This window comes from Litoribrevibacter albus (genome assembly GCF_030159995.1).
Classification (GTDB): Bacteria; Pseudomonadota; Gammaproteobacteria; order Pseudomonadales; family Litoribrevibacteraceae; genus Litoribrevibacter; species Litoribrevibacter albus.
The window spans coordinates 19,478-34,992 of the sequence record NZ_BSNM01000027.1 but is presented as its reverse complement, the minus strand read 5'-3'; the positions used below and the strand labels follow the sequence as shown (position 1 = coordinate 34,992).

Annotated in this window: 11 protein-coding genes; 8 read left to right on the top strand and 3 right to left on the bottom strand. The window is 44.9% G+C overall.

All coding sequences use genetic code 11. From position 1 onward, the window contains the following. The first annotated feature begins 13 nt into the window (after positions 1-13). Positions 14-1,426 (top strand): glutamate synthase subunit beta, encoded by a 1,413-nt coding sequence (locus QQL66_RS19900; protein WP_284383894.1) that lies wholly within the window; start codon positions 14-16, stop codon positions 1,424-1,426. 163 nt (positions 1,427-1,589) lie between these two features. After that, on the top strand, positions 1,590-2,672 hold the full coding sequence (gene hemE / locus QQL66_RS19895; protein WP_284383893.1) for a uroporphyrinogen decarboxylase: 1,083 nt from the start codon (positions 1,590-1,592) through the stop codon (positions 2,670-2,672). A 73-nt stretch (positions 2,673-2,745) separates the two neighbouring features. Here the strand turns inward: hemE and crp are convergent, their stop codons facing one another. Beyond that, positions 2,746-3,384 (bottom strand): cAMP-activated global transcriptional regulator CRP, encoded by a 639-nt coding sequence (gene crp / locus QQL66_RS19890; protein ID WP_284383892.1) that lies wholly within the window; start codon positions 3,382-3,384, stop codon positions 2,746-2,748. 299 nt (positions 3,385-3,683) lie between these two features. On the opposite strand from crp, the gene QQL66_RS19885 reads away from it, so the two are divergent. The 5 genes from QQL66_RS19885 to QQL66_RS19865 all read left to right on the top strand — a co-directional run bounded on the left by QQL66_RS19885 (position 3,684) and on the right by QQL66_RS19865 (position 8,564). Then, positions 3,684-4,103 carry an OsmC family protein gene (locus QQL66_RS19885; RefSeq protein WP_284383891.1) on the top strand — a complete coding sequence of 140 codons (420 nt, stop codon included), beginning with the start codon at positions 3,684-3,686 and terminating at the stop codon, positions 4,101-4,103. Between the two features lies 1 nt (position 4,104). After that, a complete protein-coding gene (locus QQL66_RS19880; protein WP_284383890.1) occupies positions 4,105-4,515 on the top strand; it encodes a VOC family protein in 411 nt (136 codons plus the stop codon). Between the two features lie 128 nt (positions 4,516-4,643). Beyond that, on the top strand, positions 4,644-6,857 hold the full coding sequence (locus QQL66_RS19875; protein WP_284383889.1) for a response regulator: 2,214 nt from the start codon (positions 4,644-4,646) through the stop codon (positions 6,855-6,857). Continuing rightward, a complete protein-coding gene (locus QQL66_RS19870) occupies positions 6,850-8,004 on the top strand; it encodes a sensor histidine kinase (protein WP_284383888.1) in 1,155 nt (384 codons plus the stop codon). Before QQL66_RS19875 ends, QQL66_RS19870 begins: the two co-directional genes overlap by 8 nt. Positions 8,005-8,105: 101 nt before the next feature. Then, positions 8,106-8,564 (top strand): DUF4442 domain-containing protein, encoded by a 459-nt coding sequence (locus QQL66_RS19865; protein ID WP_284383887.1) that lies wholly within the window; start codon positions 8,106-8,108, stop codon positions 8,562-8,564. Here QQL66_RS19865 and QQL66_RS19860 read toward each other — a convergent pair whose 3' ends face one another. After that, positions 8,565-9,845, bottom strand: coding sequence for an HD-GYP domain-containing protein (locus QQL66_RS19860; RefSeq protein WP_284383886.1), 1,281 nt, complete (start codon positions 9,843-9,845; stop codon positions 8,565-8,567). Between the two features lie 212 nt (positions 9,846-10,057). Beyond that, complete coding sequence (gene ettA / locus QQL66_RS19855; RefSeq protein WP_284383885.1) at positions 10,058-11,722, bottom strand: energy-dependent translational throttle protein EttA; 1,665 nt, start codon at positions 11,720-11,722, stop codon at positions 10,058-10,060. A 292-nt stretch (positions 11,723-12,014) separates the two neighbouring features. Between ettA and QQL66_RS19850 the strand changes: the two genes are divergently transcribed. Beyond that, positions 12,015-15,461, top strand: coding sequence for a sensor domain-containing diguanylate cyclase (locus QQL66_RS19850; RefSeq protein ID WP_284383884.1), 3,447 nt, complete (start codon positions 12,015-12,017; stop codon positions 15,459-15,461). The last annotated feature ends 54 nt before the right edge of the window (positions 15,462-15,515 follow it).

Here is a 15,515-nt window from a genome sequence, read left to right as displayed (position 1 = left end):
AGGTTGAACGGAAATGGCTGAACGCTTAAATAACAATTTCCAGTTTGTCGATGTAGGCCGTCAGGATCCAAAGAAGAAGCCTGCAGATACTCGTAAGAAAGAATTTAATGAAATCTACGAGCCTTTCACGTCTGTAGAAGTACGTGATCAAAGTCATCGTTGTTTGGCTTGTGGTAACCCGTATTGTGAATGGAAATGTCCTGTGCATAACTTCATCCCTGATTGGTTGAAGTTGGTGTCTGAAGGCAACATTCTTGAAGCCGTGGAAATGAGCCACCAGACGAACTCGTTACCAGAAGTTTGTGGTCGAGTTTGTCCACAAGATCGTCTGTGTGAAGGTGCGTGTACCTTGAATGACGGTTTTGGAGCGGTAACCATTGGTTCTGCGGAAAAGTATATTACTGATACTGCTTTTGCTATGGGCTGGAAGCCTGATATGTCAAAAGTAGCCTGGACTGATAAAAAGGTTGCCGTTATCGGTGCGGGTCCTGCTGGTCTGGGATGTGCTGATATTTTGGTTCGTAATGGTGTGAAACCTACCGTATTTGATAGATATCCAGAAATTGGTGGTCTTCTAACTTTCGGTATCCCTGAGTTTAAACTTGAAAAAGAAGTGATGGTTCGCCGTCGTGAAGTTTTCACTGAGATGGGTGTTGAGTTCCGTTTGAATACGGAAGTAGGTAAAGACATCAGCTTTGAAGATATTCTGAACGAATACGATGCTGTGTTCCTTGGTATGGGTACATACAATTACATGAAAGGCGGCTTCCCTGGTGAAGACCTTCCTGGTGTGTATGATGCGTTGCCGTTCTTGATTTCAAATGTGAATCGCAATCTTGGTTTTGAGAAAGATCCTGCTGATTTCATTGATATGAAAGGCAAGAAGGTTATTGTTCTTGGTGGTGGTGATACCGCAATGGACTGTAACCGTACCTCAATCCGTCAGGGTGCTGAAGCGGTAACTTGTGCCTATCGTCGTGATGAAGCTAATATGCCTGGTTCGGTTCGTGAAGTTGCGAATGCCAAAGAAGAAGGTGTTCAGTTCCTGTTTAACCGTCAACCAGTAGCCATCATTGGCGAAGAAAAGGTTGAAGGCGTTAAAGTGGTTGAGACACGTCTTGGTGAGCCTGATGAGAATGGTCGTCGTCGTCCAGAAGTGATCGAAGGTTCTGAGCAAGTATTACCTGCAGATGCAGTGTTGGTTGCTTTCGGTTTCCGTCCAAGCCCGGCAGATTGGTTGGCGGATCACCAAGTTAACACCAATGACTGGGGCGGTGTGATTGCTCCAGAAGCGCAGGCGTATCAAACAACAAACCCTAAAGTGTTTGCTGGCGGTGATATGGTGCGTGGTTCTGACTTGGTTGTGACGGCAATCTATGAAGGTCGTCAGGCTGCAGAAGGCATTCTTGACTATCTAGAAGTTTAATTTGTTTCTAGTAGGCATTTGATTTAATTCTAGAAGCCAAAATACTTCTGACCAAAGTCAAAAAAAGCTCGGTATGTGTTGAACATACTGAGCTTTTTTTTTGCTTTTTGGTTATCATTGAGCGCAATTTTTTTAATTAGTTTGACATTACTCTGGAGTAACCATGACCGAAGCTAAAGCTGAGCTTAAAAACGACCGTTTTTTACGTGCTTTATTACGTGAGCCAGTAGATCGTACACCGATCTGGATGATGCGTCAGGCGGGTCGTTACCTCCCAGAGTATCGTGCTTCACGTGCGAATGCAGGAAGCTTTATGGACCTGTGTATGAATGCGGATTTTGCTTGTGAAGTGACGCTACAGCCTTTGGATCGCTATCCTGGTCTTGATGCGGCTATTCTGTTTTCCGACATTCTGACGATTCCTGACGCAATGGGATTAGGTTTGTATTTTGAGACGGGTGAAGGTCCTAAATTCAAAAAAATCGTAGAGACAGAAGCCGATGTAAATGCGCTTCCAGTTGTGAATATGGAGGCCGGGGATCTGTCCTATGTGACGAAAGCCGTGTCTACTATTCGTCGTGAATTGAATGGCCGTGTTCCTTTGATTGGTTTCTCTGGTAGTCCGTGGACGCTAGCTACTTACATGGTGGAAGGTGGTTCTTCCAAAGACTTCCGTAAAGTTAAAGCAATGATGTATAACCAGCCTGAAGTGATGCATCAATTATTGGATAAGTTGGCTCAATCAGTCACTGGCTATTTAAATGCTCAAATTGATGCGGGTGCCCAAGCGGTTCAAATCTTTGATACCTGGGGTGGTTCCTTGAGTGATCGTTGCTATCGTGAGTTTTCTCTGAAGTATATGGAGAAAATTGTTGCAGGATTGAAGCGTGAAAGCGAAGGGCGTAAGGTGCCTGTAATCATGTTCACCAAAGGTGGCGGTCAGTGGCTGGAATCAATGGCAGATACTGGTTGTGATGCGCTTGGCCTGGACTGGACAACCGATATTGGTAATGCCCGTAGCCGTGTTGGTGATCGTGTAGCGCTACAGGGCAATATGGACCCATGTGTATTGTACGCGGAACCAAAGATCATTCGTGATGAAGTGAAAACCATTTTGGACAGCTTCGGTCAGGGTACCGGACATGTATTTAACCTTGGTCATGGTATTCATCAGTGGGTAGATCCTGAGCATGCAAAAGCCTTTATTGAGGCGGTGGAAGAGTTGAGCCCTCAGTATCACGGTTAATATCAGATTTAATCTTTAACTAAAAAAGCCAGCATACGCTGGCTTTTTTAGTATGTAAGTGGTGAACGGGAGTTTATCGAGTACCGTAAACTACCATTGTCTTACCTTTCACAGAAACAAGACCTTGTTCTTCCAGGGTCTTGAGGACTCGGCCCACCATTTCACGAGAACAGCCAACAATTCGACCGATCTCCTGACGAGTGATTTTGATCTGCATACCATCCGGGTGAGTCATGGCATCAGGCTCTTTGGTCAACTCCAGAAGGGTACGAGCCACTCGGCCTGTAACATCAAGGAAAGCCAAATCACCCACCTTACGCGTGGTTGCACGTAAGCGGTTAGCCATTTGTTTTCCTAACATATACAGGATTTCGGGTGAGGTTTGAGTAAATTCTTTAAACTTGCTGTAGCCAATTTCAGCTACTTCACACTCCGTTTTGGCTTTAATCCAGGCGGAGCGAGTTTCTTCCTGATCGAAAAGGCCCATCTCACCGAAGAAGTCTCCGGCGTTCAGATAAGCCATAATCATTTCACGTCCATCGTCATCTTCAATGATGACGGCTACTGATCCTTTCACAATGTAGTAAAGAGAATCACATTCATCGCCAGCATAGATGATGGTACTTTTACTTGGATATTTTCTGCGATGGCATTGAGCTACGAAAGCGTCCAAATGCTTGTTGGTTTCTACTGGCTTAATAATGCTAGTCATAGGCTAAACCTGAGAGATCCCTTTTGTATTTGTGTGATTCTTCTTAACAAAGGCAACATTAGAGTGGACTTGGTTAGTCATGTAAAGCCTTGTTTTGGTGTAAACACAGACTTATTAAGAATAGACTAACTTGCCAATTATTCCCCAAATTTCCATTCGTTAGGCTGATTCTTGTCAGCTTCTTATGCAGTTAGTGTTCTACATGCATGATATTAAAGAACTTTATAAATTATTTTGAAATGTTTTGCTAGGAATGTGATCCAGTTACAATGTTTATCTCGAAAATAAAAGGTGAAGTGATGAAAGCACGTATTAAATGGGTTGAAAATGTAAGTTTCTTAGGTGAGTCGGGCACAGGTCATACTGTCTTAATGGATGGCCCGGAAGATCATGGTGGTCGTAATATCGGTATGCGTCCAATGGAAACTCTATTGATCGGTATGGGAGGGTGTGCTTCCTTTGATGTCGTGAGTATTTTGAAAAAGTCCCGTCAGCAAGTAACAGACTGTGTGGCTGAAATTGAGGCTGAGCGTGCTGATGAAGTTCCTTCGGTATTCACCAAGATTCATCTGCACTTTAAAGTGACTGGAACTAACTTGAAAGAAGCACAGGTTAAACGTGCGGTTGAACTTTCAGCAGAGAAGTATTGTTCCGCGTCTATCATGTTGGGCAAGGCGGGTGTGGAAATCACGCACGATTATGAAGTGATCGAGGGCTAATATGTCTGTAGAGCGTCCAGCAAGGCATGCCGGTTTACGGCATGTTGCTTTGTTCGTTAATAAGTTTGAAGAATGTTTGTCCTTCTATACGGATTTATTGGGTATGGAAGTTGAGTGGCATCCTGACCCGGATAATATTTATCTTTGTTCGGGTGTTGATAATCTAGCCTTACATCGAGCCACTGAAGAACCTTCCCGAGCAGGTCAGCGTTTGGATCATATCGGTTTCATCGTCGATGAGATGGATGATGTTGATCGCTGGTATGAGTTTTTAACTGCTAATGGTGTTAAGGCGCAAAGCAAGCCAAGAACGCATCGGGATGGTGCTCGTAGTTTTTACTGTTTAGACCCGGACGGTGTGACAGTACAAATGATTTATCATCCGCCAATTTCTAAAGGGGCTGCGCAATAAGTTGCGTAGCCTTTCCCTTCTTCCTTTGTTTAACCCTCTGGTGGAGTATTGCTATTGGGCGGCTGATAGCAAAAGTTCGCTGTCTAACTATACTGAGTTAATTCTTTATAACTGTTGAAAGCTATGTCATGGCAGTCACGGATGTACTTGAAAAACATCAGTCCAATACCAAACGAAGGTTAACAAAACAGCTAGTTATCTTGATGGCCGTTTTCGTGATGGGCGTGTGGCTGATTGTTACCCATCTACGCAGTCTTCAAGTGGAGCTGGTCGAATCTTCAACCATCCATAGTGCCGGTCAATACAGTCAAATGCTGGAGGAGTTTCGTACTCTCTATAGCTCAGAAGTGGTACAGCGTGTCGCTTCGGAAGGTATTCTGGTTACGCATGATTATCATCAGAGAAAAGGTGCCATTCCGTTACCTGCGACCCTGAGTATGCTTCTGGGAGAGCGAATAGGGTTACATGGTAAAGATCTTTCAGCCAAGTTATATAGCCCTTACCCCTTTCCATGGCGTCAGGAAAGCAATGGTCTAAAAGATAGTTTTGCCAAAGACGCATGGGAGCATTTTCGTTCTGGAGAAGTCGATCCTTATGTGAAGGTCGAAAATACCGGTGGAGTCGTTCGTGTGCGCTATGCGGTTGCAGATCGAATGCGTGATTCCTGTGTCAGCTGTCATAACTCTCATCCCCAGTCCCCTAAAACCGATTGGCAAGAAGGGGACGTTCGTGGCGTTCTTGAAGTGGTTCTGCCCATCACTCAGGGGCTGGCTAAAGTAGATCAGATTTTTCAGGAGGTGGGGAGTCTGACCGTATTGTTGATGGTCATCACCTTTGGTTGTATCGCATTGATTATTCGACGCCTGCAGCTTCAAAAAGAACGAATAGAGCTGATGAATGAGCAACTGGGGAATGAAGTGAATGAACGGAAGATCGCTGAGGAGGAGGCAACCGTTGCTAAGGAAGAAGCTGTGGCGGCTAACCAGGCGAAATCGGTTTTCTTAGCAAATATCACTCATGAAATTCGTACGCCAATGAATGCCATCTTAGGGTATGCACAAATCCTGGAGCGTGATGCTCAGTTAACTCAGGATCAGCAGGAGTCTGTTTCAATCATCAATAAGTCCGGGGGGCACTTGCTGGGGTTGATCAATGATGTACTTGAGCTGTCCCGAATTGAGGCGGGTGGACATCAATTGAGGGCCGAAACCTTTGACTTGGTGGCGTTACTAAGTGATCTGAGTCAAATGTTCAGCCTCAAAGCAACTCAAAAAGGCATCAGTTGGCAGGTAGAGAATGACTTTGCTTTTCAAAAACTACCGGTCGTGGGGGATGCCGGAAAGCTGCGACAGATATTGATTAACTTGGTGGGGAATGCAATTAAGTTCACCGATACCGGGTTTGTTCGTTTAGCGGTTACGAACGTTCGTGATAACACATACCGGTTTAATATTGTGGACAGCGGACCAGGCATTTCAGAAGAGCATCAAACAACTGTTCTGGAGCCCTTTAGCCAAGGGCAGCAAGGTTATGAAAAAGGTGGTACCGGACTTGGTTTATCCATCTCTGTGAAGTATTTGGCGATGATGGGAAGTCAGCTTGAACTGGAATCTGAATTGGACAAGGGCACCAGCGTGAGTTTCGAGCTTGAACTGATTCTGTCAGAATCTTTGGATTTAGATTCAGACTCCAATAGACAGGTCGTTGCGCTGAAACCGGAATACAATGCAAATATACTGGTTGTTGACGACATAGAATTAAACCGTCAGTTATTGCATCGCATGTTGTCGGATATCGGGATTAAGGTCATCACTGCGGCTAGTGGTGAAGAAGCGCTCGAATGCCTGGAAAATTATGAGTTCGATCTGGTGTTTTCTGATCTGGTGATGCCTGATATGGATGGTATCGCTTTGCTGAAGCGTGTAAGGCAGAATCCTAAATGGAGTGAACTTCCATTTATTGCCATCAGCGCTTCCAGTTTGCAAGCGGAAGCGCAATATTATATTGATATCGGCTTCGATGACTATATTTCTAAACCGTTTTATTTTGAAAGCATCTATCTGTGTTTACAAACCCACCTTCAGTTAGAGTTTGTGTATAAGGATCAGCAATCATCAGTGACTGACAGGCAATCCACAATGGACTCAATGATGTCTCCCCAGCTGAAACATTCGTTATATCAGGCCGCTGAGTTGTACCAAATATCGGAATTGGAAGAAGCCTTGAAAGGCTATGACAGTACTCAATATGGCTGGGTGTCTGAGGTTCAATCTTTCATTGCTAAGTACGATATGGAGGGCTTAATGCGTTACCTGGAGGCTGTGGAGACGAAAGATGTCTAATCTGCAGAATCACGTGTTGATTGTGGATGATAATCCGACCAATATCGATTTGTTACGTCGCTTCATGGATGATGATAAATATAACATTGCAGCGGTGACCAGTGGTGAAGTTGCGTTGAGCTTGGTAGAGAAGAACCCGCCTCATTTGATTCTTCTTGATGTGATGATGCCTGGCATTGATGGATATGAAGTGTGCCGACGATTAAAAGCCAACGTTCAGTTGGCTCATATTCCAATTATTTTTGTGACGGCCAAGACAGCCGCAGAAGACATCAAATTTGGTTTCCAGCTGGGGGCGGCAGATTACATTACCAAGCCAGCACAACGGGAAGAAGTGCTTTCGCGCGTAGATAATCAGTTGAAGCTCTTTCATCAGCGAACGATGGAGCGAGAGTTACAGCAAAAATCACTCAAAATGGCTGAACTGGGCGAAATGGTTGGGGAGATTGTGCATGAGGTCAGTAACCCGTTAGGTAACCTGAAAACGGCAATGAGCTACAGTCAGTACTGTTTGGATGAGATTCAACAAAAGTGGCAAGATCAGACCTTAACTCAGAGTGACTTTGCTCAATACATAGAACAGCAGAAAGAAGCATTGAACAGCTGTCAGGTCAGCATAGATTTGGCGGCCAACTTAATCCAAAGTTTTAAACAGGTTGCAGTCGGGCAGTGCAGTCATCAGAAGAATAAAATCAGCTTGTATCACTTTGTTGATCAAGTGGTTTTGAGTATGCAGGCTAAGCTCAAAAAATATACCCATGAAATAAAAAATACTGTGCCTTGGGAAATCGAGTTTTCGACCTATACGGGGGCGTTATCTCAGATTTTGATCAACCTAATCAATAACTCATTGTTGCATGGTTTTGAGGGGGTGACCCAGGGGAGTATTGAAATTTCGGCAGAAATGGTTGCTGATCAAGTGAGGATTATTTACCGAGATAACGGGGTAGGCATTGAAGCCGCCTTGCTTTCCAAAGTATTTGAGGATTTTTATACCACCAAACAGGATGAAGGTGGCTCTGGTTTGGGAATGGGGATCATCAAGTCTTTAGCTGAAGCGGATTTGCATGGCAAGTTGGAGTTTTCTAGTCAACCAGGGCTGGGGGTTGAAGTGGTTGTTACATTCCCTATGGAGTTAAACGACTAGCGCTGCGACGTAACAATGGGTTGAAGCTCGTTCTTGCATTAACAATGATCCGTCATTTTGATAATATAGTTGATATATCAATTATATTTAGAGGTTTGTTAATGTTTCAGAAACTCGCAAAGAATCCAGTTTGGTTTCGTAGGTTTGTGAATGTTTGGCCACCCTTTGTCGGTGCGGGAATCTCCCTGGAGCAACTTGCCGAAGACTTTTCGGAAGCAACGGTGGCAATGAAACTAAAATTTACCAACACTAATTATGTGGGGGTGCATTTTGGTGGTTCTCTCTATTCAATGTGTGACCCTTTCTACATGCTGTTGATCATGAACCGAATAGGGAAAGACTACATAGTTTGGGATAAAGCAGCTGAAATTGAATTTAAGCGCCCGGGGAAAGGGACAGTTAGGGCGCACTTCAAAGTAGATGAGGCGATGCTGGAAGACATCCGCACACATACGGAAAACGGCGATCGATATTTTCCAGTTTATGAGGTGGATATCCTGGATGAACAGGGCGAGGTTGTTGCAACCGTTAAGAAAACCCTGTACATCAAGAAAAAATAATTACTTCTCAGGATGCTTTTTAATCGCTTCTAAATAGAAGCCCATGTTCTCCTGAATACCAAGGTATTCATAAACTCTCGGTGGACACTCGCCGGGCTTGAGTACCTTGACCACTTCCAGATTATCATGATCCGCCAGGTTAATGAGTAACGCCTGGTTGGGAGGGATATCCGGGTTATAGAGCAACACTTTGGGGTTCAGAATGGTGCTTGGATCGACTGAAATGACCAGAGCAATGCTATCATCGTTTAGCTGGACAACGGTTCCTGGCGGGTAGACCCCAAAGGTCTTAATAAAGTGTTGTACCAGATCTATATCCAGCTTCCCTTGATATTTCTTAAATAACGTAGCCATTGCCACCTTGGGAATGACTGCTTCAGTAGGGTCAGGATTGTTGCACAAGTTATCGTAGATATTGGCTATGGTCACGATCCGACAAATAGTCGATATGGCATCACCCTTTAATTGGTTGGGATAACCCGTGCCATCGAGGAATTCATGATGATGCCTGATGACATGTACCACACCAGAGTCTACATCAGGAAGGGCTTCTGCTATGCGGGCTCCCAACGTGGTATGCGTCTGCAGCACCTTGATTTCACTGGGGGTTTTCTTCCCTTTTTTGATGAAGATCGAGGCAGGAAGAGCGGCTTTGCCAATATCATGAAGAATTGCGCTCAACCCAAGTAGCTTTAGTTGATCCGGTGGGAGCTTAAGCGCATGGCCAATGGTCAGGGACAGAACGGTCACGTTTAATGAATGACAGTGATTTGAGTGGTCATCACTGCTTAGGCTTACCAAATTAATCAGTACGTCTGTATCGTCGGTAAACCCTTCCAGCATGTCATCGATTACTTCACCTGCATCACGGATTGCATTAGCAGGAGAATGTTTAAGATCGCTGGTTAGATTTTTTACGCGCTTTTGTTTTTCACGATATTGTTGTGCAATTTTTCTTCGGTTAATACGAAAGGAATCTGCTTTCTTTAAGGCTTCTTGTTTTTGTTGCCAGAACTCGTCACTGGAAGTTTTATCAGACTCTTGCTCAAATTCGCTGATGGATTCTGATTCTTTGGCGGCCTTCAGGCTTTCAGGATCACTTTTTTCCGGGAATAAGAGAACTTCTTTAAGACCGAGATCTTTGATGATTTTAATCTCGTGATGACTCTTGATGGTGAGCTTTCGAAATAAAAACGGGTGTTGAGACCAGCCGAGTCGAATGTCTACATACATACCGACGGCAAGTTTATCTACACTTATCAGAGTCGTTTTAGCTGCCAATGGATAACCTGCGTATTCTTGAAGAGAAATCAAAGGGTTGCACTATAAAGAGTATATAGCAGGCTGTGCTGAGTAGGGAATTACAGAATGTAAGTGAATAAGTGAAAAGTGAGTGGAATATGGCTTTATTAGGTTGTTGGATGGTTTTTTTTAATAAGAACTATCAAAAACCAAGGGCTTCCGAAGAAGCCTTTGGTTTACTTACCTTCAGGTTACGCCAACTTCTTATGACGTACACGCTTAGGCTGAGCCGCAGCTTCACCCACGCGTTCTTTCAGGTCTTTCTCGTATTCGGTGTAGTTGCCTTCGAAGAAAGTAATTTTTGATTCATCTTCGTAAGCAAGAATATGGGTTGCGATACGGTCAAGGAACCAGCGATCGTGCGAGATCACAATAGCGCAACCAGGGAAGTCCAGCAGGGCTTCTTCCAGTGCACGTAAGGTTTCAACGTCCAAGTCGTTTGATGGTTCGTCCAGAAGCAATACGTTAGCACCTTGCTTTAGGGTGTTTGCCAAGTGTAGACGACCACGCTCACCACCAGACAGTTCACCAACGCGCTTCTGTTGGTCAGAGCCTTTAAAGTTAAAGCGACCCACGTAAGAACGAGATTGAACTTCGTAACCATTGATGTTGATGATGTCTGAACCGCCAGAAAGTTCTTCCCAAACGGTTTTGGAATCGTCGAGATCAGCACGGCTTTGATCAACAAACGCCATTTTAACCGTTTCACCCACTTCGATCTCACCACTATCTGGCTGCTCAGAGCCTGTGATCATACGGAACAGAGTTGATTTACCTGCACCGTTACCACCGATCACACCAACGATAGCGCCTTTCGGAATGCTGAATGATAAATCATCGATCAGGATTCGGTCGCCGAAGCCTTTGGTGACGTTTTTGAAATCCAGCACTTTGTCACCCAAGCGAGGCCCTGGTGGAATGTAGATTTCGTTGGTTTCACTGCGCTTCTGGAATTCCTGAGAATTCATTTCTTCGAAACGTGCCATACGAGCCTTGGATTTAGATTGGCGTCCTTTGGCGTTGGAACGTACCCACTCCAATTCGTGTTTGATGGCTTTTTCACGAGCAGCTTGTTGTTTCTCTTCGGCGGCCAAACGTTCTTCTTTGTTTTCAAGCCATGCAGAATAGTTACCTTCAAATGGAATACCGCGACCACGGTCCAATTCCAGAATCCAGCCTGCGGCATTGTCCAGGAAGTAACGGTCGTGGGTAATGGCTACCACGGTACCGGGGAATTCACATAGGAAGTGTTCAAGCCATGCAACGGATTCAGCATCCAAGTGGTTGGTCGGTTCATCGAGCAACAGCATGTCAGGGCTGGATAGAAGAAGTCGACAAAGCGCCACACGACGTTTCTCACCACCGGATAGGTTTTTGATTTCAGCGTCCCATTCCGGAAGGCGTAGTGCATCGGCAGCTACTTCCAGTTTGCGCTCCAGGTTGTGAGCGTCAGACGCTTGAATAATGTTTTCCAGCTTGGCTTGTTCTGCTGCTAATGCATCGAAGTCGGCATCAGGGTCCGCATATGCGGCATAGACTTCGTCCAAACGGGCTTGAGCATCTTTAATGGTGCTTAGGGCTTCTTCAACCACTTGGCGAACGTTTTTCGTTTCGTCCAGTTCTGGTTCCTGCGGAAGATAGCCGACGTTGATGTCAGGCATCGGACGCGCTTCACCATCAAACTCGGTGTCAACGCCAGCCATGATGCGAAGTAGGGTGGATTTACCTGCACCGTTCAGACCGAGTACACCAATCTTTGCGCCTGGGAAAAAGGACAGTGAAATATCTTTTAGAATTTCGCGTTTTGGGGGAACAACCTTACTCACACGATTCATCGTATAGACGTATTGCGCCATAAATTTTTGACCTGACTAATGTGAATTCTGAATTTGTATTTTGACTACAAGAATAGATTCGATACGTTTGAATGCGTAGATAAACGATGTGATTTTTATCTACCGGGGGCTAATCATAATTCAACCAAATAGCACTTCAAGTCCAATACTAAAAAAGTTTATGTATAAATAGATAAATAAAGCACTGAAAAGTACCTATGTCGGGTTGGTCTGGACTGGTTGATGTTTTATTATACAGTTCAAATTCTAATTACAAATCCATAGTTTTACGTATCTCTTTGTCGGGCTTTTTGTGCAGCATTCTACGTCTAAAAAAATAACCCAGGATCAGACTGCCAGTCGCTCGAAATCCGTGCCTGTTTATCCTGTTATTCTCTTTGTGGTGGCCTTCCTTTATCTCTTGGGTGTGATGGCTTGGCAGGTCTGGAAAGATCATGGCTATCATCAGGATTTGATGTCCCGGATGATTAAGAGTCGAGTGACGCTCTATCAGGATTATTTTGGGACACAAATTTCATCCTTAGAGCGTGCCTTGGTTGATAACTATGATTTGCCATTTGAGGCTCAGTCCGATCTCGATAATTTCTTCTTGTCAGTTTCAGATATTTCTCCGTGGTTGAGATCGGTGGCTCTGGTGGATATGGAGGGGCATATTCGATGGGAGACGGGAGTGCCTTTAACTCGTCAGAATGGGGCGAGCGCCGATGTTGTCTTCGATTTTGATGCCAAAACACCGATTACAGGATTTCGGTTGTTAAATGATCAGGGTGGGTTTCTTTTTCACCGACGTAAAGGTAATCAAGGGTATTTGGTTATCGTCATTCAGTTAGAGTGGCTAAAGTCTTTGCTTGCGAAGAATGATAACCCTCATGCCAGTTATGAGTTATTGGATCTCACAACGGATCGTAATGTTTGGGTGGATGTGTTACCTGTTTTACCTGCTAACCATAAGCAAAGTATCTGGACTGCAAAATTGGGCGACAGTAAGTTGGCTCTGACGGGGTATATCAATCAGTCGAGAACGCGGGATTACTACAAAACTTCAATGGCGCCTTCCGCATTGGTGGCGTTCTTTTATTTATTTGGTGGTGTTGGGCTCATTTGGTATCTGGGAACCGCTCGCCGCCACAATAAGAATCTTCAAAAGCAAAATCGGGAATTAGCATTTCGTGGGGATTTGATTTTATCGTCGATCTCGGATGCGGTTGTGGTGCTGGGAGCTCATAATCAGGTGATGTTTGCTAATTCCACTTTCTATTCGTTATTGAAGTTGGATAGTGACAAGCCTGTGTCGGATGAGGTTACACGTCAAGGACCATCCGTATTTTGGGATAGGTTAACCTCGTGGAGTGAGTCCTTACTTAATGGTGAGGTGATTGATGTGGATAATGAGTTATCCATCGATAGTCTGGTGGTTTCGCGTTGGGTGGAGCCTTCGCATCAAATGTTATCGCTGGAAGATGGCAGTCAGGTCGTTGTTTGGGTATTAAAGGATGTCACCAACCAGCATCGCATTCATGAACAACTGATTACCAGTCAGAATCATTACCGATCCACGTTTGAAGGTGCCGGAGTGCCGTTGGCGATGGTTGATCTGAATGAGTTGGGTGAGCTACTGTCCTCCGGTGTAGTCGATTCTTATGAGGCATTTTCCTGTTGGCGTGATCGTAATGCCTGGCAGTTCCGATCGATGATTGACGGAATTCTAATCACCGAGATTAATGAATCGGCGTGTCGCTTGTTGGATACCATTGATGAGATGACGGCGGTGAAACACCTCAAGAAAATTGTGTTCCATCCAGACAGTTGTATCTGGAAGTCCATCATGGCCTTGACGTTTAATCTCGATGGCAGATCTGAATCGATCATTGATCTTTACAGCGTGACGGGTAAATCCATTTCTGCCCAGATTAACGTCAGTCTGGTGGAGCCTGCAGAAACATTGGATGAGGATGGCAGTGGCGCAACCTCTTCCGGTTGTATCTTATTGAGCTTGTTGGATGTGTCGGCGTTGAAGTCGGCAAAAGAAAAGGCGGCAGAAAGAGAACAGTTTTGGCAACAGGTGGTGCATTCCGTACCCGATGTGGTTTACGTTAATGACTTCTCAACCCATGGCAATGTCTTTGTGAATCATGAGATTGGTCTCAGGTTGGGATACAGTCGCTCAGACCTTGACCGTATGGGAGATCGTTACTGGCAAACTCTGCTTCATCCTGAGGATAAGTTATTACTGAAGAGTGAACTGCCTAAATTCCGGGATATGGAAAACGGCACGGTCAATGAGACGGTTCTGCGCATGCAGCATAAAAATGGAAAGTGGCACAGTTATTTGTTCCGCGATACTCCGTTTACTCGTGATGAAAATAATAAGGTGAAGCGATATATCGGTGTCGGGCGTGACATCACTGAATTATTGGAAGCGCGAACCAAAGTTGATAAACACGAACGTTATCTGGAAGTGTTAGCTGAAAATATTCGTGATCTTGTTTGGGTGATGGACCCTGAGTTTCATTTTAAATACATCAGTCCTTCCATTATGCAGGTCCTGGGTTACGAACAGGAAGACGTCTTGCATAAAGGTGCAAGAGCCTTTCTGGCGGAAGATCAATTTACCCTGATTGAAGAGGAAATCGCTGAACCATTACGTGCGGTGATGTCAGGCGAGGTTAATGCAGAGTCCTATCGTGAGCAAACGGGTGAGCACATTGTGGAAGTGATGGCGCTTCATCAGGACGGACATTATGTGTCTTTGGAAGTGAAAGTTGGTTTGCTGTGGGACGAAGACAATAACTTTGAAGGTTTGTTAGGCAGTTGTCGGGATGTCACCCGACGTAGAAAGAGCCAGGCGGAACTTAAACTTGCAGCGGAAGTCTTCGAGAGCAGTAACGAGGCTATTCTGATTACGGATATGGACGGCGATATTGTTCGCAGTAACCGAGCTTTCAAGGTGGTTACTGGTTATGAAAATCGTGAAATCCTGGGTAAGAATCTGGCCTTCTTGTGTACTGAACAGCAAACCGAGCAGTTTTATCATACCCTGTTGGACAGTGTTGCCCGAACCGGTTATTGGCAGGGTGAAGTTTGGCATCGTAAAAAGACGGGTGAACCTTTCCCTGCTTGGGTGGGTGTGTCTGCAATTACTAATGACGATGGGTTTGTTGAAAGCTACATTGTGATTTTCTCCGACATGAGCGAGCGTAAAGAAGCAGAAGAGCGAATTCATCGTTTGGCTTATTACGATCCGTTGACCGACTTGGCTAACCGGAGTTTGTTCAAAGAACAGTTGAATCTTGAAATGCGTCGGGCAAATGACAATCAAGGCGCTGTTGCGCTTTTATATCTGGATTTGGATAACTTTAAACCGGTCAACGACACTTTGGGTCATGAAGCGGGGGATATCCTGTTAAAAGAGGTGGCTCAGCGTTTAAGCAGTTGTGTTCGTTCTTCCGATACGGTTGCTCGCATGGGCGGTGATGAATTTACCATTATTCTTGGTGGGCAGCCTTCAGAAGCTGAGGCTCGTTCCTTCAGTGAGCATGTGGCGAGTCAGGTGGTTTCTGCATTGCAGGAGCCTATTTCCATTCAGAATCAGGAATTTCGGGTAACGGCCAGTGTGGGTATCGCTGTCTACCCTGTTCATGCGGACGATGCGTCTGAGCTCCTGCGTCATGCGGATCATGCGATGTACCGAGCGAAAGCTGGTGGCCGGGATATTTATCAGTTCTATATGCCGAGTTGATTTTCGAGTGAGTAATTTTTGATTGATGAATTTCCTTCATAGGTCTATCAAAAT

Excerpts from the sequence above, each read along its gene's own strand:
- QQL66_RS19900 (WP_284383894.1), top strand. The coding sequence starts at position 14 with ATGGCTGAACGCTTAAATAACAATTTCCAGTTTGTCGATGTAGGCCGT.
- hemE (WP_284383893.1), top strand. The coding sequence starts at position 1,590 with ATGACCGAAGCTAAAGCTGAGCTTAAAAACGACCGTTTTTTACGTGCT.
- crp (WP_284383892.1), bottom strand. The coding sequence starts at position 3,384 with ATGACTAGCATTATTAAGCCAGTAGAAACCAACAAGCATTTGGACGCT.
- QQL66_RS19885 (WP_284383891.1), top strand. The coding sequence starts at position 3,684 with ATGAAAGCACGTATTAAATGGGTTGAAAATGTAAGTTTCTTAGGTGAG.
- QQL66_RS19880 (WP_284383890.1), top strand. The coding sequence starts at position 4,105 with ATGTCTGTAGAGCGTCCAGCAAGGCATGCCGGTTTACGGCATGTTGCT.
- QQL66_RS19875 (WP_284383889.1), top strand. The coding sequence starts at position 4,644 with ATGGCAGTCACGGATGTACTTGAAAAACATCAGTCCAATACCAAACGA.
- QQL66_RS19870 (WP_284383888.1), top strand. The coding sequence starts at position 6,850 with ATGTCTAATCTGCAGAATCACGTGTTGATTGTGGATGATAATCCGACC.
- QQL66_RS19865 (WP_284383887.1), top strand. The coding sequence starts at position 8,106 with ATGTTTCAGAAACTCGCAAAGAATCCAGTTTGGTTTCGTAGGTTTGTG.
- ettA (WP_284383885.1), bottom strand. The coding sequence starts at position 11,722 with ATGGCGCAATACGTCTATACGATGAATCGTGTGAGTAAGGTTGTTCCC.